Origin of the sequence: Trinickia diaoshuihuensis, from assembly GCF_003390925.1 — a bacterium.
Classification (GTDB): domain Bacteria; phylum Pseudomonadota; class Gammaproteobacteria; order Burkholderiales; family Burkholderiaceae; genus Trinickia; species Trinickia diaoshuihuensis.
Window position 1 is genome coordinate 227391 of record NZ_QUBS01000090.1, and the last position, 23601, is coordinate 250991.

A 23601-nucleotide genomic window follows, 5' to 3' on the forward strand; every position below is an offset into this window, starting at 1 on the left:
TGACCGCACGCCGCCCTCTTCCGCTGGAGCCCAGCGTGACGAACGTCAATGCACAACGGGAAGACAACGTGATCGCGGCAACGCAATCGGCAAAAGCGAGGCTCGGCAAAATTCCACTGCCCGAGGCCCGCAAAGCACCGACCGCTACTGCCAAAGATGCCGGCCCGGTAAGACGGCCCACGCTCGACGATTTACCGACCGAGTTGATACGAGGAATGAATCTTGACCCGCATCAAATGCAGTTGGTGAGCCGCCGGTACGCGGAAATCTTTCATGGTGAAGCAGTGGCCTTGTCGCTGACCAGTCAGCCCCCACAGGTACGCAGCCTGAAGGGAGTAGGCGACGCCGTGAATCAACTGGAACGCACCGTTCCGGAGCATTTGCGCCACGATCCACTTGCCGTTCTTTGCGCCCAGCTCGACGTAGTTCCCCAACACGAGCGTATGCAGCGCTTCGATCTTTTAGCCGCGGCGACCGAGAAATGTACCTTCAAGTTCGAACCTCTCACAGAGTTGTTCAGGCAGACCAACGACTGGAATTCACCGCTTCGCGAGGATTGCCAAGCTCGCCTGGCAAACCTTGAGGGTGCCGACGAAGCGCGGGTTGCGGCAAGCGCAAACGACGTATTCGGCCATGAAGAGATCCCGCAGTTTCTTGAACGCATGGATAGCTTCACGGACGCTCAGAAATCTGCCGCGCTCGGTGCTTTGGCGAAACACTTATTCAGTCTGCCCTATCTCGGTGCGCATGATTTTGCGAGGATCTGCGAGAACTTCCATCAGCAGCCATGGCCGCCGGCCGCCGCCTCGGGCTTGCTAAGCCGGATAGGTTGGATATCCGACCCCGCACGGGAAAGCCTCACCGCACGCCTGTCAGCGCACCCCTGAGAGGTATGGCAACCTCCGCCCGCCGCGGCGGTAATCGGCGCAGCGATCTCATCCGGCGGCAAATCGCATCACTTCCTGAGCGATCGCCTGCAACGGCACCGTTCGCTCGACGCCCCCGCGCTTGATCGCCTCTTTAGGCATGCCGAAGACGACGCAAGTCTCCTCGTTCTGGGCGACAGTGGCGGCGCCCGCGGTTCTCATCTCCAGCATTCCATTGGCGCCATCGTCGCCCATACCCGTCATGATCACGCCAAGTGCATTCGCGCCCGCGCTGTGGGCCACGGACCGAAAGAGGACGTCCACGGAGGGACGATGTCGATTGACGAGGGGCCCGTCGATCACGTCGACGAAATAGTGCGCGCCGCTTCTTCGAAGCGCCATGTGACGACCGCCCGGTGCAATCAGCACCTGACCGGGGGCGACTCGCGCGTTGGACTGCGCCTCTCTCACCGACACCCTGCAAATGCCGTCGAGACGCGCGGCAAACGCGGCGGTGAACTTCTCCGGCATATGTTGAACCACGACCACCCCGGGCGATACCTCGGGCAGTGCCGTCAACACCTCCTCGAGCGCCTGCGTGCCTCCCGTCGAGGTACCGATCGCGACGACCCGCTCGGTCGTATGCGTCATGGCCTGCGGCGCCTGGGCAGCGAGGATCGCGTCGGCCGAGTACTTCGGGACCGGTTTCACGCCTTCCGCGTGGTGTCGCGACGCCAGCCGCTTCACGTTGGCGCCGGCGGCAGTGCGAACCGTGCTGACGAGGTCTTCCGAAGCATCGATCAAGAACTGCCGCAGTCCGAGCTTAGGTTTTGCCACGACCGCCACCGCGCCGGCCGCCAACGCCTCGAGTGTGGTCGGCGCGCCTTTTTCGGTCAGCGTTGAGCAAATAACGACCGGCGTCGGGCGCTGCGCCATGATCTTGCGCAGGAACGTCAAACCATCCATGCGCGGCATCTCGACATCGAGGACGATGACGTCGGGCCATTGCTTCTTGAGCCGCTCGATGGCCAACAGCGGATCCGCCACTGCCGCGATGACCTCGATGCCCCGCGCCTGCGCAAGCAAACCGGAAACGACCTGCCGCACGACGGCCGAATCGTCGACCACCATCACTTTTATCGGATTCATGTTCGATGCTCGGAAATCGCACGCCCTCGACTAGAGCCGGCCCGTCCCGGGCGAACCGTGGTCCGCATCAGGCCGCCTTGCGATAGATCGATGGGGCCAACTGCAAAACCGACGAGTTGACCTCGTTGAGCGTTTCGGAGTGGCCGATAAAAAAATGTCCGCCCGGTTTCAAATGCGAAAGCACGCGTTCCACCACGCGCCGCTTTGTCTCGGGATTGAAGTAGATCAGCACGTTGCGCAGGAAAATCACGTCGAAACGCCCCATCGACGAAGTATCCTCGTTCAGGTTCAGTCGCTGAAACGTCACATGGCCGCGCAATGACCGTTCGACCAGCAACGTGCCTTCCTGCTCGCCGCGCCCCTTCAAGCAAAACCGCTTCAAGTAAGTCTGCGGAATGTGCTGCGCGCGCGCGAGCGGATAATGCGCCACGCGTGCGCGCTGCAAAACGCGATCGCTGATGTCGGAGCCGGACACGCTCCAGTGCAGATCCGGCATGCACTCGGCGAGCACCATTGCGATGCTGTAGGGCTCCTCACCCGTCGAACATGCGGCGCTCCAGACCGCGAGCGGCGAACCGCGTTCCCTCGCGGACGTGGCTAAACGATGCAACATTTCAAAGTGCTTCGGCTCTCGGAAAAAGAACGTTTCGTTCGTCGTCAGTAAATCGATGGCGGTCTGCACTTCGCCGGGCGACTTGCCGCTCTTCAGCAAGGCGAGGTACTGGGTATAGGCCGGCAAGCCGAGCGCCGAAAGGCGCTTGGCGAGCCGGCCCGATACCATTTGCTTCTTGGCGGCCGACAACGATATGCCGGCCGCCTCGTAGATAAAGCGCTGAAAACCAGTGAATTCAGCGTCGGAGATCACGCTCATGGTTTGAGTCTGGCGGCGGCTCGACTAAGCGGTTTGGGCGACGACTTCCGTCACGCCCGTGCCGACGCGAGCCAGTGTGGAAATTTCTTCAACCGACAGCAGTTGATCGACGTCAAGCAGAATCACGAACTTCTCTTTCACTTTGCCGATGCCTCGCACGAAATCGCTGCGCACCCGCGTGCCGAAGCTCGGCGCCGGCTCGATGTCCTCCTCGGCAATGTCCAATACCTCGTTCACGGCATCGACGACCACGCCGATCGTTTGCCTCGCATCGGCGCTCTGCACCTCGACAATCACGATGCAACTGCGCTTCGTGATGGCGCCCGGCTGCCGCCCGAATCGAGCAAGCAAATCCACGACGGGCACGACCGCGCCACGCAGGTTGATCACGCCGCGCACGGTTGCAGGCATCATCGGCACCTCGGTCACGCTCTTGTATTCGATGATCTCCCTGATCGCCAAGATGCCGATCGCGTAGACCTCGCCGGCCAACATAAACGTCAGGAATTGAGTGGGTTCGAAATCGATTCCCTCCTCGTCATCGGTAGCCGTAGACGCTGTGTCCCGGATCGCTTTTCGATCGCTCATGCCGCCCCCTCAAAACCGCGTGAAATGCGATTCGTCGGGACCGTCGACGATCGCCGCGGCAAAGGTGGGCGCCATCTTCGGCGCCACGCCCACCGGACGAGACAGCGATTGTTTCGGCGCCGCGCGCTTGGCCGACACGGTACGCATCGCGCCCGAGGCCCCATCGGTAAGCTTGAAGAACGTCATCGTCTGCTTGAGCTGCTCGGCTTGGCCGCTCATTTCCTCCGCGGTTGCCGCCAATTCCTCGGAACTAGCCGCGTTTTGCTGCGTCGTCTGGCTCAGTTGAGTGATAGCGGCATTGATTTGGCCCACGCCGGCCGATTGCTCATCCGACGCCGCGGTGATTTCCTGCACGAGTTCAGAGGTCCGCTTGATGTTCGGCACGATCGCATCGAGCAGCATGCCCGCGCGCTCGGCAAGCTCGACGCTCGAACTAGCCACCGTGCTGATCTCCTGCGCCGCGATTTGGCTGCGCTCGGCCAGCTTGCGCACCTCCGCCGCCACCACTGCAAAGCCCTTGCCGTGCTGGCCGGCACGCGCCGCTTCGATCGCGGCGTTCAACGCGAGCAAATTGGTCTGATAGGCGATGTCGTCGATGATCCCGATCTTCTGCGCGATTTGCTTCATCGCGGTCACGGTCGCCTTGACGGCTTCGCCGCCCTCACCCGCTTCGCCCGCTGCCTTCGTGGCCATCGTATCGGTCATCCGCGAATTCTCCGCGTTTTGCGCGATCGAGGCCGTCATCTCTTCCATCGAGGCACTCGTTTCCTCGACGCTCGCGGCCTGTTCGCTCGACGCTTGCGAAAGCGTCTGCGCGGTTGCGCTGACTTCTTCCGATGCGCCCGCCAGCGCCTCGGCGCCGCCGTTCACGTCGGTGACGACCTGCGAGAGCTTGCCGACCATCGTCTTCATGGCGTACAGCACGCTGCTCTTATCGTTAGCCTTCACCTCGACGCTGATGGTCAGATCGCCTTCCGACACACGCCCCGCGATTTCGGCGACGTAGGCCGGTTCGCCGCCGAGCTGACGCGTCAGCGAGCGCGTGATGATCCAAGCCAGCAGCAACGCGATCGCAAGACTTCCGACCAGCACGCCGATGGTCCAGACGCGCGCACGCGAAAAGACCTCCGCGGCGTTTGCCTCGGCGCGATGACCGCCCTCGGCGTTGAACAACGTGTCCTTGGCCAATGCCTGGCGCAACGCCTCGTAATTGGGGCGACCGCCCGTCAACACGGCCATGATCTCGTTCGACTTGCCTTGCTTGGCCAGATCGACGGACTTTTGGATGTCGCCAAAGAACACGTCTCGCCGCGTCTTGAAAGCGTCGTAGAGTTGCCGTTCTTCCGCCGTCGAGACTGTCTTCGAGTAAGCGTCGTCGGCTTTGCCGGCCGCATCGAAGTCCTGCTGAATCTGCGTCAGGCTATCGTCAAGGCTAGCGCCGGCGGTCATGCTCGCCATCCGGTACTGAACCGCCCGCAAGTGATTGACGCGCCCTCGAATCTCCTGAATGTTCTGAATGCCTGTCATCCAGTTCGTGGCGATCTCGACGGTGGATCCGTTGACCGCGGAAAGCTGCGAGATCGAATATCCCCCGAGCGCCACCATCAGAACCAGTACGATGAAGAACGAGCCGTACAGCTTCGTCGCCACTCTCATGTTCTTAAACATTATTACTCCACTTATAATTAGTTAGTATGACTAACTACTTTTGCGACAAACAGATGAATTTGAAATTACTTACTTAGTCGGCGTGCAGAGGCACGCTCGCTTGCGCGGCGGGTTCGAACCGCTGCATCAACCCCGGCACGTCGAGAATCAATGCGACCTCTCCCGTACCGAGAATGCTCGATCCGCTGATGCCTTTCACGTGCTCGAACATTCTCGATAGCGGTTTGATGACCGTCTGCGCCTCGCCCACCAGTTGGTCCACGAGCAGACCGACCTTCCGGCCCGCATGTTCGACGACAACGATGTTCTGGCGCTTCGTCGGCCGGCCGGGAATATCGAACAGTTCGCGCAAGCGTATGAACGGCAGGACGTGGCCGCGCAAATCGGTGTAGTCCCGATCCGCCTCACCCCCGTAGGTCACGCATTCGTCCACCATGTCGAGCGGCACGACGAAGACAGCGTTCCCCACCAACACGAGAAAACCATCGATGATCGCGAGCGTGAGCGGCAGCCGAACGGTGACCGTTGTCCCCAAACCCGGCGAACTCACGAGACTGACGCTACCGCGCAAGGCAGTGATGTTGCGTTTGACCACGTCCATCCCCACGCCTCTGCCCGACAAGTTCGTTACGACAGCGGCGGTGGAAAAGCCGGGCTCGAAAATCAATGCGTAGACCTCGGCGTCACTCATCGGCTTGCCCTGCTCCACGAGCCCTCGCTCGATCGCTTTCGCGAGTATCTTGTCGCGGTCGAGCCCGTGACCATCGTCGCTGACCTCGATGACGATACTGCCGGAATCGTGATAGGCATTGAGCGTAACGCCCCCCCGGGCGGGCTTACCGCGCGCGGTACGCACCTCCACGGGATCGATGCCGTGGTCGATCGCGTTGCGCACGAGATGCAGCAGCGGGTCGCCTATCTTCTCCACGAGCGTCTTGTCGAGTTCGGTATCCTCTCCGCTCGTCCGTAGCTCGATGTCTTTCCCGAGTTCGCGGGCGACGTCGTGCACGACGCGTTGAAAGCGGCCGAAGGTCGCGCCGATCTTCACCATCCGGAGTTGCAGTGCGCTGTCGCGCACCTCCTCGACGAGGCCGGCCAATGTCGACGTGCTCTCTTGCATCTCGACATTCGATGAACGCCTTGCAATCAATGCGGCGCCGGCGGTCACGGTAATCAATTCGCCGACGAGATTGATAAGGCGGTCGAGCTTGTCCGCATCGACTCGTACTGACTTTCCTTCCGAAGCCCGCGCTTGCGCTGCCGGCTTGTGCGTATCGACCGGGGGCGCGCGCAGCGGCGCAACGGCGGTCTGGACCGGCACGGCCGGTGCGACGACTTCCTCCGGCGCAGCCTCCGCCCGGCTGTTCGGCGCCACGACATCGATGACGCTTTCATCGGCCACGAAATCGAAGACCCCTAACAGGGTAGCCCGATCCACCGGCCCTTCGAAGGTGATCTCGCAGCCGAGGTAGCACGCTTCGGGGTCCAACTGGCTCAAGCCGGGAACGGCATCCGAATGCGTCACGATGTTTTTGACGGTGCCGAGCGTCGCCAAATAGCGCAGAAAAGACAACGGATCCATCCCGTTCCTCAGCACGTTGGTCCCGAATTGCACCGAGATGTGCCACTGCCCGTCGCCGTTACTCGTGCACGCATCGCTAGCGAGAGCTGCGGTACTCGCCGCGCGGCGATCATCCGATGCGCCCGGCGCTTGAGCAGTTCCGGGCATCTGACGTTTCATTCGCTCGATTAGCGCATCGCCGGCGTCGGTCAGGGCCGGCGTGTCCGCGCCAGGCTGCCCGCGTTCGACGCAATCGACCATTGCGCCGATATGGTCGGCGCATGCGAGCAACAATTGCGTCAGCGGTTCGGAGATCGCGACTTCGCCGCCGCGGACCGCATCGAGCAAACCTTCGACGATGTGGGTGAAGCGAACGACCGCATCCAACCCGAACAAGCCGGCGGAACCTTTGATCGTATGCGCCGCACGAAAAATCGCGTTCACGCTTTCCGTGTCGCGTTCCCCTCTTGCGATCCGCAGCAGGGCCGCCTCCATCTCGGCGAGCAGTTCCCTGCTTTCGAGTAGGAAGGTGGGGAGTACCTCGTCAAGCTCCGTCTGCATGGTCCACCGTCAGCATTGCAGCATTCGCGCCGCGTTCATTGTTCGGGGTGCCGGCATCGAGCATGCCGGTCAGATCGAAGGTCGTCAGTGCGTCGAGCACTGCGGCGCTCGGCGCTGCGAACTCGAGCTCGCAATCGATTTCGCGCGCGGTACGCCGCGCGGCGAGCAGTAGCTGCACACCACAGCTATCGATTTCCGTCACCTGGGATAGCTCGATGGCGCACTTCGCGGCGCCATCGAGCAGCGCTCGTAGCGCCTCGTGCAATTCGACCGCTCGATAAATCGTCAGTTCGCCTTCTAGACGTAACGTTGACGGCACAGCGATTTCTGCGGAATTCATCGTGTTATGGAGTCAATGTTGTAGCGCGTGCTCAGGGCAGAACGAGCTTTTGCACGACGGAGAGCAGTTGCGGCGGGTTGAACGGCTTGACCATCCAAGCCTTCGCGCCCGCGGCCTGCCCTTCGCGCTTTTTGTCGTCCTGCGACTCGGTGGTCAGCATGACGATCGGCGTGAAGCGGTAGGCGGGCAATTGCTTCACCGCTTTGACGAAGCTGATGCCGTCCATGTTCGGCATGTTCACGTCGCTGACGATCAAATGGATTTTCTGACCCGTCAACTTTTTCAATGCGTCGGCGCCGTCCGAGCCCTCGATGACTTCGTAACCCGCGCCGCGCAGCGCGATGCTCACGACTTGGCGCAAGGACGCCGAGTCGTCGACGATCATGATGGTCTTTGCCATGGGTGTTCCGGTATGAATTGTGAAGGTATGCGGTTTAGAAGAACGTGACGTCGTCGACGGGGCTCGCCTGGACACCGGCCGCGGCGCCGCCGGCATGGGTCGCATGTTCGTCGACCATCGCATATGTGCTTTGTAGCTCGCCCAGGAGGCGCTTGCTGTCAACGGCGGCCGGGGATCCGTGCTGCTCGAATTCCCGTAGGCTTTCCGCGACTAACGGCGCCACGCGTTCGATGTTTTGACGCACATGCGTCATACGCTGACTGACTCGGTCCTGGAATTGCAATTGAACGAGCGACTCGACGATTTCGGTCTGGATGGCCGCGCTCTCGCGAGTTAGCGTCTCTGCCGAGGTTTCGAGTGCGTCGATGACGGCACGGAAATTTTCGAGCACGCCGTTGATCGCGACTTGCGACGCGCCGATGGAGCTTGCTTCGCGTTGCGCGGACGATTCGGCGGCTTGCCGCGCCGCTTCGATGGCTGCCACGATCACACTGACCTTAGCGGCCATTTGGCGCCCGGTTTCGCCGGACATCGCCGCGAGTTTGCGCACTTCCTGCGCGAGGACACCGAAGCTGCGGCCGGACTCGCCCGCATGCGCGGCCTCGATAGCCGCATTGATCGCAAGCAGATTCGTTTTCGAGGCAATCGCGGCGACCTCGGCTGCCATTGCGTCGAGTTCCTGAGCGAAGCGTCCAAGGCTTTGTACCTCGGCTTGCATCGAGCGGTTGCTGGACATCGCATCCGACAGCGAATCGACGACGGGCGAAAGATCGCGCTCGCTTTGAGCAAGCACGCTCGCTGCCTTGCCGCGCCCGCCCTCGGCCGACGAACCCAACGCCTTGCCGAGCCGGTCCACGATGGCGGAGAAGCGCTGCGTCAGCGCCGACACCGCGCTTTCCATTTGACTACGCGAGTCTTCTATGTGCGCGCTCCACACGGGCAACAAGTCGCTGCCGAGGTCAGCCGTGCCCTGCACGTATGCCGCGAATGCGCGGTGCAATTGCTCCAGCTCTGCCTCTCGACGGCGATCCGCGAACCATCCCATCGCGAGCGCCGCGACCGCAACGGCGGCAATCCAGCCATTGATCGTCCAGTTGCCCGCGGACCACGTCGCCACGACGGCGACGATCGTCATCGCAGCCGATTGATGGCGTGCGATACCTGATCTGATCTGGAGCGGGTTGAACGGTGTAACGTGCTGACGCGACATCGACGGCTTCCTTTTTCCTTTCGTCCTAACGAGCCTGTATTTCGGTCTTTTGAAAGGGAACTGAATACTCGTCCGATGTTTTTTAAATCGTCCCCGAACGTTTATTGTTTTGCGTATTTATGGTCGAACCCTCAGCGCGCTGAACTTTTTTAACTGCGCTATACTCTCCGCCATGGATACGAAACCGATCTCTCCGAACCTGCACGGTTGGTGGCACGCCTGAATCCGGCGGCCCGTTTTCCTACGTATTTCCCAAACGCGATGCCGCCAGTCTTGGCGGCGTTTTCGTTTTTATCCGCTGACGGCTGGCGTCATCAAATACTTGAGACTTCAGCCCATGACCTGCGCAAACCGTCCCACCATCCTCACCGGCGATCGAACGACCGGCCCCCTTCATCTCGGCCACTACATCGGCTCGCTACGGGCTCGCGTGCAACTTCAGCATGAAGCGCGGCAGTTCCTGCTCCTCGCCGATACCCAAGCATTGACCGATAACGTCGGCCGTCATCGGAAGGTGACCGAGAACGTAATCGAAGTCGCACTCGATTATCTTGCCGTGGGCATCGATCCAGAAAAGTCGACCATCCTCATTCAATCACAAGTCCCCGAGCTGGCGGAACTATCGCAGTATCTGCTGAACCTAGTCACCGTCGCGCGCCTGGAGCGCAACCCGACCATCAAAGAAGAGATTCGTCTGCGCGGCTTCGAGCGCGATATCCCGGCCGGGTTCTTGACCTATCCGGTCAGCCAAGCCGCCGATATCACGGCGTTCCGGGCCACGCACGTGCCGGTGGGCGACGATCAGCTTCCGATGATCGAGCAGACGAACGAATTAGTGCGCCGCTTCAACGCCGCCGTCGGCCAGCCGGTGCTGGTCGAATGCGAGGCCGTGCTGTCGCACGTGCCTCGATTGCCCGGCATCGACGGTAGGGCCAAGATGAGTAAATCGCTCGGCAATGCAATTACATTGGGCGCGAGCGCGGATGAGATCGCGAGCGCCGTCAACGCCATGTACACCGATCCCAATCATCTACGCGTCAACGACCCCGGGCAAGTGGAAGGCAATGTCGTCTTTGCATTCCTCGACGCATTCGAGCCCGACACACAGAGAGTGGATGAACTTAAAGCCCACTATCGGCGCGGCGGGCTCGGCGACAGCGTGGTGAAGCGCATGCTCAACGAGCGGCTTCAATCGCTGATCGAACCGATTCGCGCCCGCCGCCATGAACTAGCGGCCGACCGCGGCGCGGTGGTCGACATACTACGCCGGGGCACGATGCGGGCAAGAGAGGTCGCCGCGCAAACCCTGCTCGATGTCAAAGGAGCGCTCGGTCTAAGTTACTTCTAAAGATGCGTTGCCCCCGCAAAGCCGACTCTATGTCAACGCTGCTTCAACAGGGTCCTTGCCGCCTCCCCCGGGCCGCCGCAACGATCGAGATCGAATGACGGATCTCCGGTCCAGGAGTAATAGATCGCAGCGCCGAGACGATTCTCGCTTGCAAGCTGCGCGAAATCGCCTGTCATCTCCTGGATCAAGCGGGCGTGATCGCTCTCGTCCGGGGCGGGACAGGTTTTACTGGCATAGATGAATCCCCACTCGGTGATCCAACACCGCTTGCCGCCATTGCCGCGTATGTCGTCGCACTGGCGCTGAAGCCGCGAAAGTTTCCGCCGGGTAGTTGGATTTCCGTGAAAGGGCTGTCGGGAATACCGGGAGAGGGGCCCCGCACTACTTGGGGCAGGCCTACGCGGATACGAACGCACGGCACACAGAATGCCGCCTGACCGGAGCCACCGGCTTCGCTATCCGTCGAATATACGAGGCACGACAAAAGGAACACCGAGCCAGCCGACGCACTCAAGACGCGGGACTTGAACGTGGATTTTCGTACCATGCTTCCCCTTGCGTTAGGCGTTCCTAGGACGCCTTCGAACACGTCGGTCGGCCGCGACTGCTTGAATGAGCCTACCTGCCGACCCGCCGCTCGCCGGCCGTGGGGTATGCCGCCGTCGGTTTCAGCCGGCCTCGACCGCGGACATCACGATCGGCAACTCACGCATCGCCACTTTTTCGGCCTCGGCGCGTTTCAAGCCCAACGTCTGCAATAACGTGGCTGCGGTGCGCTCGGGAAGATGTTCCCCGCTGAACCGGAGTTCCTCCAATATTGCGGCGTTCGGTGCCTCTGGGGCGACGAACCCGAGTACGGCCGTCACCGCGGTGAGCATGGTCCCGCCCACGGATAAGAACGCGACGAAAGGATCCGCCACGGGGAAACGCTTGGCAACCATGCCTCGTTGCAAGTCGCGCAACAAGCGTTTGCCGAGCCCCCGGTCGAGCATGCGCGAGGAAAACCCCTCCCTAACCAAGAACTGCCCCCAGAGCGGCTCGCGATGCGCGCGCATTAGCGTGTAGCGCACGGAGACAGCAATCACTTCGGCCGGATCCGTCAGGCCCGTCGTGAGGCGATCGAGCCAGTCGGTAAATTCGTCGAACACCGATTCGACCAGCGCGGCATAGATCGCCTCCTTGGACTCGAAGTGGTTATAGAACGAGCCAAAGCCGACGTCGGCCGCCTCGGTGATTTCGTTGATTGCGACGCCGTCCATGCCCTTTCGGGCCATGAGCTTGAGCGCTGCTCCGAGCAAGCGCGCTCGTGTCTCTCTCTTGCGGCGCGCGCCGCGCGGTTCGCGGGCTTCAGCAGGCTCCGCGGCGGCGACAGGCGTTTGCAAAACCGTACGCTTGGCGGCCGGTATATTTGTTGTCTTCGGCATGAGAATTCAGTGTCGATCCATTCCGCAGTATAGATTCAAAGGTGGTTATCGACAAAACGCTCACCCGTGACATAAATGCCCATATTCCGCATTGAAATTTAATGAACGCAAACGGCTGAAGCCCGCGGAACGCAGACCAGCGAGCGGTTGGTCGAGGCAGCCCGGGCGCTATTAATCGAGGGGGCTTCCTATCGATGGGTCGACCTGTCAATGGAGTCTCTGCGGCAAAAGGGAGAGGCCGCAAGCGAAATGCGTCGCGCAGTGCAGAAAGCGACGACGGCGCGCCCCCGGCGCACTACCCCACGTCGGAGATGGGACGCGGCAGCAGCCCAAAATAATGCTCGATCCGCGACAGCGCATAGCGGGCCGCCGTCTCGCGAATTTCATTACGTGTACATGCAAAGCGGGCGGTCTCGCTGAACGTCACGCAACCCCGATCCTCCAAACGCCAAGACCATGCGAAGCATTGCGTGCCGGGCGGCGGTCCCTTGCCGTCGCCAACCGGATCGGCCACCCCGGTGTTGGACACAGCCACATCCGCGCAGCATCCCTGCGACGCCAACGCGCCTTCCGCCATTTCGCGTGCAACCTCTTCGCTCGTGAGCCCGAAGCGATCCATCGTTTCTTGCCGAACGCCGAGCAAGCCCGCCTTCGCCGACGGCGAATATGCAACGAACCCGACGTCCAAACATTTACCGCTTCCCGGCACAGCCGCCAAACTCGCCGCGATTAGCCCGCCCGTGCACGACTCGGCCGTCGCGAGCTTGAGCTCGGCCTCGGTTAGAAAGGAAACGACATCTTGTTCGGTACTCATCGACTGTCTCCCCGTTTTTGGGTGTTGGCTCATCCGTGTTACGTGCATGCAAATTGCATTCCCTGCCGACGTTGTATTGCGTCCATATCACTTTCGGAGAATCTACATGCAGGCAGCGACCATCCGGCCGGAAAGGACGGGAAAACGCATCGCACTGGCGTTACAGGGCGGCGGAGCGATCGGTGCGTTTCAAGCGGGCATACTGGAGGTGCTGCACGAAGAGAACATTTCGATCGATGCATGCTGCGCCTCGTCGATCGGCGCGATCAATGCCGCACTGTTTTTCGGCAACCATAGATCGGAGCGGCTCGAACGCTTGCAGGCGTTTTGGAACGGCGTGTCGATCCCGGGCAGCGCGACTTGGACGGATCTTTTCGCGCGGGCCGCACCGCTCGTGGGCGCTATACCGGCATTCAGACGCACACAGGCCGAGGTGGACCAAGCGTACGCACTGTCCTTCGGGTTGCCGGGGTTCTTCGCTCGACGCGGTTGGGTGCCTTGGGTCGACGGCGTGGGCGATCCGTCCGCCGCGGCCCTGTGCGATACGACGCCGCTGAAGCGAACGCTCGAAATGCTCTGCGATTTCTCGCTCCTAAACGAGAGCGACACGCAGCTCAGCGTCGTGGCGGCCAACGTAGAGACAGGTAAGGTCCGCTATTTCGACAACGGTTCTTTGAGCGCATCGGCGATCATGGCATCGGGCGCTTTGCCGCCGTGGTTCCCGGCGGTCGAGGTGGACGGCGCCTGGTACTGGGACGGCTCGCTCGTGACCGGCACACCGCTGAGGCGTCTGATCGAAACGGCACCAAGCGATGGCGAAACCGTTATCTTGCGTGCCGATCTTTGGGCGTCCGACGGACCGATGCCCGATAACATGACGGACGTCGATATCCGCCACAAAAATATCGAACAGGCGAGCCGAGCCGCATTTTTCGATGAGGCCTATCGTGAAGCCGCAGAACTGCGCACCCTGCTCGCGCATGCGTTAGATCGGATCGATCCCGAACGAATCAGCGCCGATCCTCAACTGACGCGCGCAAAGCGAGAAGTCAGGACGGCTGCTATCGAGATCATCCCCGTGGCCTATCCGCACTCGCAATCCGGGACCCACTTCAAGGACGTCCAGTTCGGACAGCAGGCCATCGCCGAGCATTGGGAGAACGGACGGCGGGCGGCGCACGCCGCGCTCGAACGGATCGCCGCATGCACCGCATAGGCCGTGACCGCCCGCGCCGTTCAACGTGGGCCGTGCCGCTGTTTCGCGCCGCCGCCGGCGCCGTGATCCTTCCCCGCCTTAGTGTGATTCGCGGCGTGCTGTCCGCTACCGGGTTTGCTGCTGGACGTCGTGGCGGGCCTGCCGGAGTGCGCCTCGGCCTTGGTGTCCTGCTCGGTGCGATGAGTTGGAGGGGCAGTCTTCATAGTCGATGTTCCCTTTTGTCTGACGTTGGGGCGATGCCGCCCGGGCGCGTTCGGCCAACGCTTCGAGAGCCGATCGCCCGATGAGCCGCGCAACGGCCGTTCCAGCGCCGCGTCTGCATCGGCCGATGCAACCCTGGCGCAAGGCTTGCGAAGTAGCGGCTATCTATCGATCCGAACCGCCAGGCATCCGATGACCGAAGCCGCACTCCGTACGATCCTCTTTTACTTTTTGATTCCGCTTTGGCTGGCAGCCGGCGTCGCCGATTGGGGCTGCCATCGAGCCTCCGGTATCGAACGGACGACCGGTACGAAAGAGTCGATCCTTCATAGCTTGATGCTTGCCGAAGTGGGCTTGCCCCTTCTCGCCGCCCTATTTCTAGAAATCGACGCGCTGCTGATCGCGTTGATGGTGCTTGCATTCGTCGTCCACGAGGCCACCGCGCTCTGGGACGTGAGCTATGCGACGTATTCGGACCGCGAGGTCACGCCGTTCGAGCAGCATATGCACAGCTTCCTTGAACTGATGCCGCTCTTCGCCCTCGTATGCGTCGCGACCCTGCATTGGGGCCAGGTTCTGGCGCTGCTCGGAGCTGGGCCCGAACACGCCCGCTTCACCCTCGCTTGGAAGGCCACTCCGCTACCGGCTGCGTGGTTGGCATCGGTCCTGATCGCCGTTGCGCTCTTCGGCGTGGCGCCGTACGCCGAGGAACTCGTTCGCTGCGCTCGCAAGCAGTTCAACGCGAGACGTCTGGAGCGCCACGCTTAGTGGCTCGTCGTCTCCCAGGCATGGCGGGTGCTGCTTCCGCCTTGGCCATTCTTCGGTGATAGGGAGCATTCATGGACCAAACCTTAGGCTCGGACGACGAGTTTCGGTGCTACGAATACCGGGGCTACAACGTCACCGTTTCGGCGGAGCAAGGCGAGCGGGAGCAATGGCTACCGAACATCGAGGTGACGCGGGAGGGGCAGCCGGTCGAACTGGACGCGCCCGAGGGCACCGGTCCCTACTGGGCGACACGTCGCGAGGCGCTTCAAGCTGGTCTCGAGCGAGCGCGATACCTGCTCGATAAGCGCGACCGGACTCCCTTGGATTTACGCAATCCCGCGCGATAACCGCGCCCAAGCAGCCCCGACGATCACCGTTCGCGGCGCCGCCGCGGGAGCGATGCAACGATGAAGACGAACAGCGGTCACGGTAGCGCAAGCGATCGGGCATGGCGCATTCGTAAAAAGCGCAAATCGCGAATCTTGTCGCGCTACGCGGGGCGCCCGCTCGCGCTGATCTGGCGATACGTCGCGCGGCGCAAGCTCGCACACGGCGTTTTGGTGCTCGCGATCGTCGCCGCGGTCGGCTGTGCGCTCGCGTCGCAATACGCCATCCGCAACTTGGTCGACGCTTTGCCCGCGGGGCGGCACCATATGGAGCTCATCGTCCGAGCGTTCGTCGTTTTGGTCGTGCTGATTTTTGCCGACAACCTGCTATGGCGCGTGGCCGGTTGGATATCGGCACGCGCGTTTGTCGCGGTCACCGGCGACCTGCGACAGGATATGTTCGAGTATCTCGCCGGTCACGCGCCGTCGTACTTCGCCGATAAGCAGCCGGGCGTACTGTCGAGCCGCATCACCGCGATGGCCAACGCTGTCTACACGCTCGAAAACGCGCTGGCATGGACCGCGCTGCCGCCCACGCTGACCATCATCGGATCGGTGGTCATGGTGTCGGCCGTCAGCGTACCGATGACGCTGGCGCTAGGGGCCGTTTCGACCGCACTAGCCTACGGCATCTTCGTTCTTGCCAGCAAAGGCACGGCGCGTCATGAGCACTTCGCCCAGCAAGCGGCCTCGGTGGACGGCGAATTGGTCGACGTCGCGGGCAACATGGGACTCGTGCGCGCGTTTTGCGCCGAGGCGGCTGAACATCAACGCATCACGGGCCGGCTCAAAACCGAAACCGAGGCACGCAGACACAGCTTGCTCTATCTGGAGCGCCTGCGTCTGCTGCATGCCGTCGCTACAGCGGTGTTGTCCGCCGGCTTGCTCGGCTGGACCTTGCTGCTCTGGAGTGCCGGCACGGCGACGACCGGCGACATCGTGCTGATTTCATCGCTCGGTTTTTCGATCTTGCACGGATCGCGCGATGTGGCCGTCGCGTTCGTCGAGCTCACGCAACACGTCGCTCGCTTGGGCGAGGCGACACGAACGCTGCTCGTGCCGCAAGCGATGCCCGAAACGCTTAAAGCGGCGCCGCTTGCCGTGAACGAGGCGACGATCGATTTCGAAGACGTGAACTTCGCCTATCCGGGGCGTCGGCCCGTTCTCAACGCAGTATGCTTGCACATCGATGCGGGGGAACGCGTGGGCCTCGTGGGCCATTCCGGCGCGGGTAAGTCGACCATACTGATGCTCTTGCAGCACTTTTACGAGCCGAGTGCGGGCCGCATTTTGATCTCGGGGCAGGACATTGCGCAGGTCGCCTCGGGCAGCTTGCAAGACGCGCTTGCGATCGTCCCTCAAGACGTGTCGTTGTTTCATCGCACGCTGCGGGAGAACATCGCGTACGGTCGCCCCGATGCCACCGACGACGCAATCCTTCGCGCCTGCGAGTCGGCCCAGTGTCTCGACTTCGTGAAGGCATTGCCGGCCGGGCTCGACACGATCGTGGGGGACCGCGGCGCGAAACTATCCGGCGGCCAGCGCCAGCGCGTAGGCATCGCGCGAGCCATCTTGCGCAATGCTCCCATCTTGTTGCTCGACGAGGCCACCTCCGCGCTCGACACGCACTCGGAGATCGCCATTCAAGCCGCACTAGACCATTTGATGCGCGGCCGTACGGTCGTGGCGGTCGCGCATCGGCTTTCCACGCTGCAAAACTTCGATCGCATCGTCGTGTTGAGTCATGGACGGATCGTCCAGGAAGGCACGCCTGCCGAGCTTGCCCGGCGCCCCGGCATCTACCGGGACATGTGGACGAAGCAAAGCCGGCGCTTGCCCGCCATCGCTGCGTGACGCCGCTCAATCCATGCCTTCGCACGGCAGCCACCATCGAGGATAGACATGAAAGTCAAACTGAAACCCATCGACGCACAAGTCATCGTCATCACCGGCGCCACCAGCGGCATCGGCTTGGCCACCGCGCGGTTGGCCGCGGAACGCGGCGCGCGGTTGATGCTGATCGCACGCAACGGCGAGGCGCTTGAAACGCTCGCGCGAGAGCTGACGGCCAAGGGCGTCCAGGTCGAACACGCCGTCGCCGACGTAGGCGATGCGGATCAGCTTCAGAAGGCGTCCGATCAAGCGATCGCGCGTTTCGGCGGGTACGATACCTGGGTCAACAACGCTGGCTTTTCGATCTACGGTCAATGCCTCGACGTGCCCGTCAACGAACAAAAGGAGTTGTTCGACACGAACTTCTGGGGCGTGGTCAACGGTTCGCTCATCGCCGCCCGACACTTAAAAGCTCACGGCGGCGCGTTGATCAATCTGGGAAGCGAGGCGTCCGACGTCGCGCTTCCTCTGCAAGGCGCCTATGTCGCGTCGAAGCATGCAGTGAAAGGCTATACGGATGCGCTGCGCATGGAATTGCAAAGCGAGGGCGCGCCCGTATCGGTGACCCTGATCAAGCCCGCCGGCATTCATACGCGCTTTGTCGAGCATGCGCGCAAGCATGTGGACCGGCAGCCCAAGCTTCCGCCTCCGGTCTACGCGCCCGATATCGTGGCGCAGGCCATCGTGCACGCAGCCACGCATACCGTTCGCGATTTGTATATCGGGGGCGCGTCGGCTTCGATGGCGGCGTTCGCGCGAATCGCCCCTCGCTTGTACGATCGAATGATGAGCCGTATCGGTATTTCGTCGCAACTGACCGCCGAACCGGTAGGCGCGCAAACGGATCCCGGTTCGAGCGATGGCGCTCTCCATGAACGGTCTTCGCAGCAACGCGTCGTACTCGAATCGAGCCTTTATACGCAGGCGGCCATGCATTGGCGGAAAACGGCGCTGATCGCGGGCGGCGCACTCGCGATGTGGATGCTCACGCGAGGGGCGCGTCGCGCGCAGAGTGGGCCGAAGGTGGCGGGGCATTCGGTTCAATAGCCGATCGAACACTGCATGGCACCATGCCGCGTCCGGGACCGATGGCCGGTTCCCGGATCGCTTTGTGCAACAATACGTTCGCTCGGCTCTGGCCTCTAAGCGAACGTTATCGTCAACGATGTACAAAAAAAACCGATTACTCCGGCTCGCACTCGCTGCAACGCTTCTTCTCGGCAACCGCCCCTCCTCGGCGCAGGAAGCGGCAAACATAGATCCATCGTCAAGCCCACTCCATTACGTCTATCAACGAGACTGGACGTACGGCTACGCGCGTTTGCCGGGCCAAGAAGAGATGCGAAATGCCACAGCCGGTACGCCTCTCGTATCAGTCACCTATCTCGGCCAACACGGCGATCGGTACGATATCAATATCGAGCACGACTACCTCCCGCCTCAAATCTTGCATCTCTATTGCAAGCTTCCGTGCTCCGTCGCGACCGTGGAGCAAATCGTGTCGCCGGTGACGCTCAAGGTGCAAACCGTTCCTGTGCCCTCCACCTCGATACTGGGCGCGATCGTAAAAGATGCCGTCGCCGGCAAACTCGTCGCATTTGGATACACGGCTCAAGGCAAGTGGGATTCAGCGCAGAACCAGGCGGATCGCATCCTGGCGAGCATGGATGCCGCGCGCCCATGGACGTCCACGCCGTACGCGATCACGATAAGAAACCCATTGGCACCGAGCTTCGATTGCGAAGGCACGAGATCGGCCGCCGAGAAGCTCATCTGTCGACAGCCCGAACTGGCGAAAGCGGATCACCATTTCACGGAGCGCTACTTTATCGCGCAATTGGTCGCCAAGGACCAAGCCGCGTTTGAACGGATCGTCCGGCGTCGTTGGGAAGAACGCGACCGGATATGCGACGACGCGGCCTGCGTGTCGGCATGGTTTCGGCGCCAGCAGGAATACTTGGACGCAGTGGTCCACTCGGGCGACGTGGCCGAGAATTAGTTCGAGCCGCGCTTGCCGAGGTGTTGCGTGATGAAAAGCGCCGCACCCTCGAGGGCATGGCCCGCTTCGTCGAGGGAGTCCACGAACGTCTGGAAGACGTGCGGCACGTCGGACAACGCGAGCCATTCGTCTGTTGGCCGTAGCGCGACGCCTCAATTAGAGGATGCGGTCCAATGCGCCGGCGAATCTAGCGACCGCACCATCGATATCATGCAGCTTGTCGAGGCCGAATAGCCCAATACGGAAGGTCTTGAAATCCTCGGGCTCATCGCATTGCAAGGGCACACCGGCCGCGACCTGCAGGCCCGCATCGGCAAACTTTTTACCCGATCGTATGCCGTCGTCGTCCGTATAGCTCACTACGACGCCCGGTGCCTGAAAACCCTCGGCCGCGACGCTTTTAAAGCCTTTACGGGCCAACAAGAACGAATGCGCCTGCCTAGTTCAAGTTGTTCGGCCCTCACCTTCTCAAAGCCGTACGCCTCGGTTTCCTTGATGACATCGCGCAGCGTTGCCAGGCTGTCGGTCGGCATCGTCGCGTGATAAGCGTGGCCGCCGCTTTCATAGGCTTCCATGATTTGCAGCCATTTGCGCAAATCGCAGGCGAAGCTGGTGCTTGTCGTGGCGTCGATTCTTTCGCGGGCGAGTGCGCCAAGCATCACGAGCGCGCAACAAGGCGACGCGCTCCAACCCTTTTGCGGCGCACTGATCAGGATATCGACGCCGGTAGCCTGCATATCGACCCAGACGGTGCCCGAGGCAATGCAGTCGAGCGCGAACATGCCGCCGACCGCATGCACTGCGTCCGCCACCGCGCGCAGGTAGGGGTCGGGCAACATCATGCCTGATGCCGTCTCCACGTGCGGCGCGAAAACGAGGTCCGGCTTGCGCTCGTGGATCGCGGCGACCACTTCCTCGATCGGCGCCGGCGCATACGCGGCTTGCCTGCCTTGTTGGACAGGACGCGCTTTCAGCACGATCGATTCGGAGGGAATGCCGCCCATATCGAAGATCTGCGACCAACGGTAACTGAACCAGCCGTTGCGAATGACGAGGCATTTCTTGCCGGTTGCGAACTGCCGCGCAACGGCCTCCATCCCGAACGTGCCGCTGCCCGGGACCACCACAACCGATTTGGCGCAATAGACGCTTTTCAAGGCGCCGGAGATGTCGCGCATCACGCCTTGAAAGCGTTGCGACATATGGTTGATCGCCCGATCGGTGTAGACCACCGAATATTCGAGGAGTCCTTCGGGATCGACATTGGGAAGTAAGCCTGACACGTTCGTCTCCGGGAATGGAAAAACAATAAGCGCAGTATCGCTCAGTTCCCGATAGCCGGCTTTCCTATCAAGTTTTAGCGGCAAGGGCCGATAGACCGGTATCGGGAATCAGCGAGGCCGCATCGCTTGGCTTGAACCAAGACCATCGGGCCATCTCCTCCTACTGTCCGCACCCATTTCGATCAGCGTCCTCGCGCTCGCACTCAATCAATGACGACCGGCTTACATATCGACGCGACCCGCACAGCGATGCGGCGATGGCCGCGCTATTTGTGGAGCGATCGTCGGCTCCCCGTCACCATCGCGCTCGTGGTGCTAGGGATCGGCATGTTCGCCGCCGGGGTCGGGTACACATTGAATTGGCGGGAGCACCTGCACCGGGAACGAACGCGTGCTTTCCTTGTGCGCAACGATCTCGATACGCTGCAAACCCTCTATCTAAGCGCCAACGCGGACTTTCTCCAAGGATTCGGAAGCGCTCGTCTAGCGTCTTTCGCCTGGCCGATCGCACGCGTGGGAAAGGCTACCGCGTGTTTCCAGCGCCTTGGCGAGGCCTACGCGCGTACGCCCGATAGTGCCGCGATCTTGCAGGCGTTGCGCGAGGAAACCGCGCAATGGGCCTATTTGCAAGCCGAGATCGCGGTCAACGCCCGTCTCGAGGACGGGCGCGCCTCGGTGGACAGCGCGAGATTGCTCGATGCTAATCGCTTGCTCGAGCGAATCGCTTCGCAAGTGGCCGGACTGCGTGACGAGCAAACCGCGAAATTGAAGGCGACCGCCGACAGCGCGGCGCGACATACCGAAGTCGAAGGGCTCGTGCTCGCTCTGAGCGGCTTGGTCGCCTGCGCCTTGCTCGGCTACGCCTTTATCGCTCACTATCGCGCGGGCCTCGCGCGACAGCGCGCACACGTGGTCGCCGCCGAGAGCGAGCGCCGCTTCCGAGAGTATTTCGATCATCATCCGCTGCCGATGCTGATCTTCGATGTCGAAACGCTCGAAATCATCGCAGCGAACCGCGCTGCCGCGACGCAATACGACTATACGAGCGGCGAACTTGCCGGGCGCAGCATGGCGTCGCTCTATGCGCCGGCCGACTCGTGCGCGTTCCTGAGCGATCTACGGGCGACGAGGTCGGCGGGCACGGGAAGCGGAGCCGCCGGCATCTGCCGGCATCAGCGACGCGACGGAGCACTCGTCTACGTCGATCTGTCCTATCACTTCCTGACTTACGACAAGCGTGAGGCGTGCTTCATCACGGCCATCGACGTGACGCAACGCAAGAACGCCGAACTCGAATTGCGACTGCGCAGCCGTGCCCTGAATGCCATCGGCAATGGCGTGCTCATTACGCGCGCGACCGAGGAAGGACAAATCGTCGAATATGCCAACCCCGCATTCGAAAGAATCACGGGCTACGCGCTGACCGGCATCGTCGGACGCGACTGCGCAACGCTTTGCGCACGCAGCACGAGCCGCGATCTCTTTCCGCAGTTGCAGCACATCGTCGAAAAGGGACAAGATGCCAGCACGCTGCTCCAGAGCCGGCGCGCCGACGGCCGATCCTTCTGGAATCAATTGCACGTCGCCTCCGTCAGCGATGAACGTGGCATCCCCTCGTATCACATTTCCGTCATAAGCGATCTCACCGAACTCATCGATTCGCGCGACAAGCTCGTCATGCAGGCGCGTCGCGACGCCCTCACGAATCTCCCGAACCGCGTCACGCTGCACGAACTCATCGGTCAGGCCATCGAAGAACAACGCGCGTTTGCATTGTTGTTCATGGATCTCGATCACTTCAAGGATGTCAACGACAGCCTCGGTCACGGTGCGGGCGACCGGTTACTGCGCGAAGTCGCGCGACGCCTGTCCGATTGCGTGGGGAGTGACGGCATCGCTACGCGCTACGGCGGCGACGAGTTCGTCATGATGCTGCCGGACCCATACAATGCGCAGCGGCTCGCTAAGTTGTACGAGCGTCTCACGCGGGTATTCAGCGCGCCGATCCACGTCGACGACACGCAATTGTCCGTGCAACTGAGCATCGGCGTGGCCTGCTATCCGGAGGACGGGAACGACCCCGAGACGCTTTTGAAGCATGCGGATCTCGCGATGTACCACGTCAAAGCCAACGGCCGAAACGGCGTCGAGCGATTCAACCCAAGACTGGCGAGCGTCTCGGATGAACGCATCAAGCTTTCGCGACGGCTGCGCGATGCGCTCGAGCAAAAGGCGTTCGAGCTTGTGTACCAGCCTCAGATCGACATGCGGGCAAGGCGCGTCTGCGGCGTCGAAGCCCTTATCCGTTGGCGTGATTCGGAATTGGGCCCCGTCAGTCCTTCCGTCTTCATCCCGCTCGCGGAAGAGAACGGATTGATCGAAGAACTCGGCGAATGGGTGCTGCATACCGCGTGTGCCCAAGCGAAACGTTGGGAGACGCATTTACCCGGCATGCGCATTTCGGTGAACGTAGCGCCGCGCCAGCTCGCCCGGGACAACTTCTGCGACGTCGTGCGTCGCGCGCTCGCGATCACCGGTCTGCCCGCCGAGCGACTGGAACTCGAAATCACCGAGGGAGCACTGGTCGCACCGAACAGCCTGCAAACGTTGCGAGCGCTGAGCGACATGGGCGTCTCGATTGCGATCGACGATTTCGGCACGGGATATTCGAGCTTGTCGTATCTGCGTACGTTCCACGCCAACCGGCTCAAAGTGGATATGTCGTTCGTCCGCGGAATCGGCGTAAGCCATGCCGATGAGTCCATCATCCGCGCCGTCAGTGCGCTCGCGCAAAGCTTAGGGTTCGAGATCGTCGCGGAAGGGGTGGAAAGCGACGAACAATTGCGGTTTCTGCTGGACCGCGGGTGCCCGATCATCCAGGGCTACCTATTTTCCAAGCCTTTGGCGGCGCCGGACATCGCCGCTTACGTCGCGCGGTTCGAAGCAACGGAGAGCGCCGCGCTGACCTAGGCTTTCGCCACTTCGAGCACAGCTATCTGCGTCCCGGCGCGCACGTGCAGGCTCGGGGGACATGGCGTCAAGAACAAGCATGGGC

General features: G+C 61.8%; 19 protein-coding genes and 1 pseudogene. 9 read left to right on the forward strand and 11 right to left on the reverse strand.

Annotation, left to right across the window (positions count from 1 at the left end):
* The first annotated feature begins 35 nt into the window (after positions 1-35).
* Positions 36-887, forward strand: coding sequence for a hypothetical protein (locus tag DXT59_RS30910; RefSeq protein WP_162878302.1), 852 nt, complete (start codon positions 36-38; stop codon positions 885-887).
* Between the two features lie 48 nt (positions 888-935).
* On the opposite strand, the gene DXT59_RS29325 is transcribed toward DXT59_RS30910, so the two are convergent.
* The 8 genes from DXT59_RS29325 to DXT59_RS29360 all read right to left on the reverse strand — a co-directional run bounded on the left by DXT59_RS29325 (position 936) and on the right by DXT59_RS29360 (position 9214).
* On the reverse strand, positions 936-2015 hold the full coding sequence (locus tag DXT59_RS29325) for a protein-glutamate methylesterase/protein-glutamine glutaminase (protein ID WP_116141874.1): 1080 nt from the start codon (positions 2013-2015) through the stop codon (positions 936-938).
* Positions 2016-2082: 67 nt separating this feature from the next.
* Positions 2083-2886 carry a CheR family methyltransferase gene (locus DXT59_RS29330; RefSeq protein WP_116141876.1) on the reverse strand — a complete coding sequence of 268 codons (804 nt, stop codon included), beginning with the start codon at positions 2884-2886 and terminating at the stop codon, positions 2083-2085.
* A gap of 24 nt (positions 2887-2910) precedes the next feature.
* The gene (locus DXT59_RS29335) at positions 2911-3474 is read right to left on the reverse strand and encodes a chemotaxis protein CheW (protein WP_116141878.1); all 564 of its coding nucleotides are present in this window, start codon (positions 3472-3474) and stop codon (positions 2911-2913) included.
* 9 nt (positions 3475-3483) lie between these two features.
* The gene (locus tag DXT59_RS29340) at positions 3484-5142 is read right to left on the reverse strand and encodes a methyl-accepting chemotaxis protein (RefSeq protein WP_116141880.1); all 1659 of its coding nucleotides are present in this window, start codon (positions 5140-5142) and stop codon (positions 3484-3486) included.
* Between the two features lie 73 nt (positions 5143-5215).
* Positions 5216-7264, reverse strand: a complete 2049-nt coding sequence (locus tag DXT59_RS29345) for a chemotaxis protein CheA (protein ID WP_116141882.1) — start codon at positions 7262-7264, stop codon at positions 5216-5218.
* On the reverse strand, positions 7248-7604 hold the full coding sequence (locus DXT59_RS29350; RefSeq protein ID WP_116141884.1) for an STAS domain-containing protein: 357 nt from the start codon (positions 7602-7604) through the stop codon (positions 7248-7250). Before DXT59_RS29350 ends, DXT59_RS29345 begins: the two co-directional genes overlap by 17 nt.
* 31 nt (positions 7605-7635) lie before the next feature.
* Entirely contained in the window at positions 7636-8004 is a 369-nt protein-coding gene (locus tag DXT59_RS29355) for a response regulator (protein ID WP_116141886.1), read from the reverse strand.
* A gap of 34 nt (positions 8005-8038) precedes the next feature.
* On the reverse strand, positions 8039-9214 hold the full coding sequence (locus DXT59_RS29360) for a methyl-accepting chemotaxis protein (RefSeq protein WP_116141888.1): 1176 nt from the start codon (positions 9212-9214) through the stop codon (positions 8039-8041).
* A gap of 337 nt (positions 9215-9551) precedes the next feature.
* On the opposite strand from DXT59_RS29360, the gene trpS reads away from it, so the two are divergent.
* Positions 9552-10562, forward strand: a complete 1011-nt coding sequence (gene trpS / locus DXT59_RS29365; protein WP_116141890.1) for a tryptophan--tRNA ligase — start codon at positions 9552-9554, stop codon at positions 10560-10562.
* A gap of 668 nt (positions 10563-11230) precedes the next feature.
* Here trpS and DXT59_RS29370 read toward each other — a convergent pair.
* Positions 11231-11986, reverse strand: a complete 756-nt coding sequence (locus DXT59_RS29370) for a TetR/AcrR family transcriptional regulator (protein WP_116141892.1) — start codon at positions 11984-11986, stop codon at positions 11231-11233.
* Positions 11987-12281: 295 nt separating this feature from the next.
* Positions 12282-12800 carry a CinA family protein gene (locus tag DXT59_RS29375; protein ID WP_116141894.1) on the reverse strand — a complete coding sequence of 173 codons (519 nt, stop codon included), beginning with the start codon at positions 12798-12800 and terminating at the stop codon, positions 12282-12284.
* 106 nt (positions 12801-12906) lie between these two features.
* On the opposite strand from DXT59_RS29375, the gene DXT59_RS29380 reads away from it, so the two are divergent.
* The 6 genes from DXT59_RS29380 to DXT59_RS29405 all read left to right on the forward strand — a co-directional run bounded on the left by DXT59_RS29380 (position 12907) and on the right by DXT59_RS29405 (position 19263).
* Positions 12907-14016, forward strand: coding sequence for a patatin-like phospholipase family protein (locus DXT59_RS29380; protein ID WP_116141896.1), 1110 nt, complete (start codon positions 12907-12909; stop codon positions 14014-14016).
* Positions 14017-14409: 393 nt separating this feature from the next.
* Positions 14410-14985 (forward strand): diguanylate cyclase, encoded by a 576-nt coding sequence (locus DXT59_RS29385; RefSeq protein WP_116142272.1) that lies wholly within the window; start codon positions 14410-14412, stop codon positions 14983-14985.
* A 71-nt stretch (positions 14986-15056) separates the two neighbouring features.
* Positions 15057-15332 carry a DUF6566 family protein gene (locus tag DXT59_RS29390; RefSeq protein ID WP_116141898.1) on the forward strand — a complete coding sequence of 92 codons (276 nt, stop codon included), beginning with the start codon at positions 15057-15059 and terminating at the stop codon, positions 15330-15332.
* Between the two features lie 60 nt (positions 15333-15392).
* Positions 15393-17225, forward strand: coding sequence for an ABC transporter ATP-binding protein (locus DXT59_RS29395; RefSeq protein ID WP_116141900.1), 1833 nt, complete (start codon positions 15393-15395; stop codon positions 17223-17225).
* A 48-nt stretch (positions 17226-17273) separates the two neighbouring features.
* Positions 17274-18311, forward strand: coding sequence for an SDR family oxidoreductase (locus DXT59_RS29400; RefSeq protein WP_116141902.1), 1038 nt, complete (start codon positions 17274-17276; stop codon positions 18309-18311).
* A gap of 292 nt (positions 18312-18603) precedes the next feature.
* Positions 18604-19263 carry a lysozyme inhibitor LprI family protein gene (locus DXT59_RS29405; RefSeq protein ID WP_162878303.1) on the forward strand — a complete coding sequence of 220 codons (660 nt, stop codon included), beginning with the start codon at positions 18604-18606 and terminating at the stop codon, positions 19261-19263.
* 156 nt (positions 19264-19419) lie between these two features.
* Here the strand turns inward: DXT59_RS29405 and DXT59_RS29415 are convergent.
* Positions 19420-20546, reverse strand: a pseudogene (locus DXT59_RS29415) (aminotransferase class V-fold PLP-dependent enzyme).
* A gap of 210 nt (positions 20547-20756) precedes the next feature.
* On the opposite strand from DXT59_RS29415, the gene DXT59_RS29420 reads away from it, so the two are divergent.
* Positions 20757-23516: a putative bifunctional diguanylate cyclase/phosphodiesterase gene (locus DXT59_RS29420; protein WP_116141906.1), complete on the forward strand. Its 2760-nt coding sequence runs from the start codon at positions 20757-20759 to the stop codon at positions 23514-23516.
* Positions 23517-23601: the final 85 nt, after the last annotated feature.

Excerpts from the sequence above, each read along its gene's own strand:
- DXT59_RS29325 (WP_116141874.1), bottom strand. The coding sequence starts at position 2,015 with ATGAATCCGATAAAAGTGATGGTGGTCGACGATTCGGCCGTCGTGCGG.
- DXT59_RS29330 (WP_116141876.1), bottom strand. The coding sequence starts at position 2,886 with ATGAGCGTGATCTCCGACGCTGAATTCACTGGTTTTCAGCGCTTTATC.
- DXT59_RS29335 (WP_116141878.1), bottom strand. The coding sequence starts at position 3,474 with ATGAGCGATCGAAAAGCGATCCGGGACACAGCGTCTACGGCTACCGAT.
- DXT59_RS29340 (WP_116141880.1), bottom strand. The coding sequence starts at position 5,142 with ATGTTTAAGAACATGAGAGTGGCGACGAAGCTGTACGGCTCGTTCTTC.
- DXT59_RS29345 (WP_116141882.1), bottom strand. The coding sequence starts at position 7,264 with ATGCAGACGGAGCTTGACGAGGTACTCCCCACCTTCCTACTCGAAAGC.
- DXT59_RS29350 (WP_116141884.1), bottom strand. The coding sequence starts at position 7,604 with ATGAATTCCGCAGAAATCGCTGTGCCGTCAACGTTACGTCTAGAAGGC.
- DXT59_RS29355 (WP_116141886.1), bottom strand. The coding sequence starts at position 8,004 with ATGGCAAAGACCATCATGATCGTCGACGACTCGGCGTCCTTGCGCCAA.
- DXT59_RS29360 (WP_116141888.1), bottom strand. The coding sequence starts at position 9,214 with ATGTCGCGTCAGCACGTTACACCGTTCAACCCGCTCCAGATCAGATCA.
- trpS (WP_116141890.1), top strand. The coding sequence starts at position 9,552 with ATGACCTGCGCAAACCGTCCCACCATCCTCACCGGCGATCGAACGACC.
- DXT59_RS29370 (WP_116141892.1), bottom strand. The coding sequence starts at position 11,986 with ATGCCGAAGACAACAAATATACCGGCCGCCAAGCGTACGGTTTTGCAA.
- DXT59_RS29375 (WP_116141894.1), bottom strand. The coding sequence starts at position 12,800 with ATGAGTACCGAACAAGATGTCGTTTCCTTTCTAACCGAGGCCGAGCTC.
- DXT59_RS29380 (WP_116141896.1), top strand. The coding sequence starts at position 12,907 with ATGCAGGCAGCGACCATCCGGCCGGAAAGGACGGGAAAACGCATCGCA.
- DXT59_RS29385 (WP_116142272.1), top strand. The coding sequence starts at position 14,410 with ATGACCGAAGCCGCACTCCGTACGATCCTCTTTTACTTTTTGATTCCG.
- DXT59_RS29390 (WP_116141898.1), top strand. The coding sequence starts at position 15,057 with ATGGACCAAACCTTAGGCTCGGACGACGAGTTTCGGTGCTACGAATAC.
- DXT59_RS29395 (WP_116141900.1), top strand. The coding sequence starts at position 15,393 with ATGAAGACGAACAGCGGTCACGGTAGCGCAAGCGATCGGGCATGGCGC.
- DXT59_RS29400 (WP_116141902.1), top strand. The coding sequence starts at position 17,274 with ATGAAAGTCAAACTGAAACCCATCGACGCACAAGTCATCGTCATCACC.
- DXT59_RS29405 (WP_162878303.1), top strand. The coding sequence starts at position 18,604 with ATGCGAAATGCCACAGCCGGTACGCCTCTCGTATCAGTCACCTATCTC.
- DXT59_RS29420 (WP_116141906.1), top strand. The coding sequence starts at position 20,757 with ATGACGACCGGCTTACATATCGACGCGACCCGCACAGCGATGCGGCGA.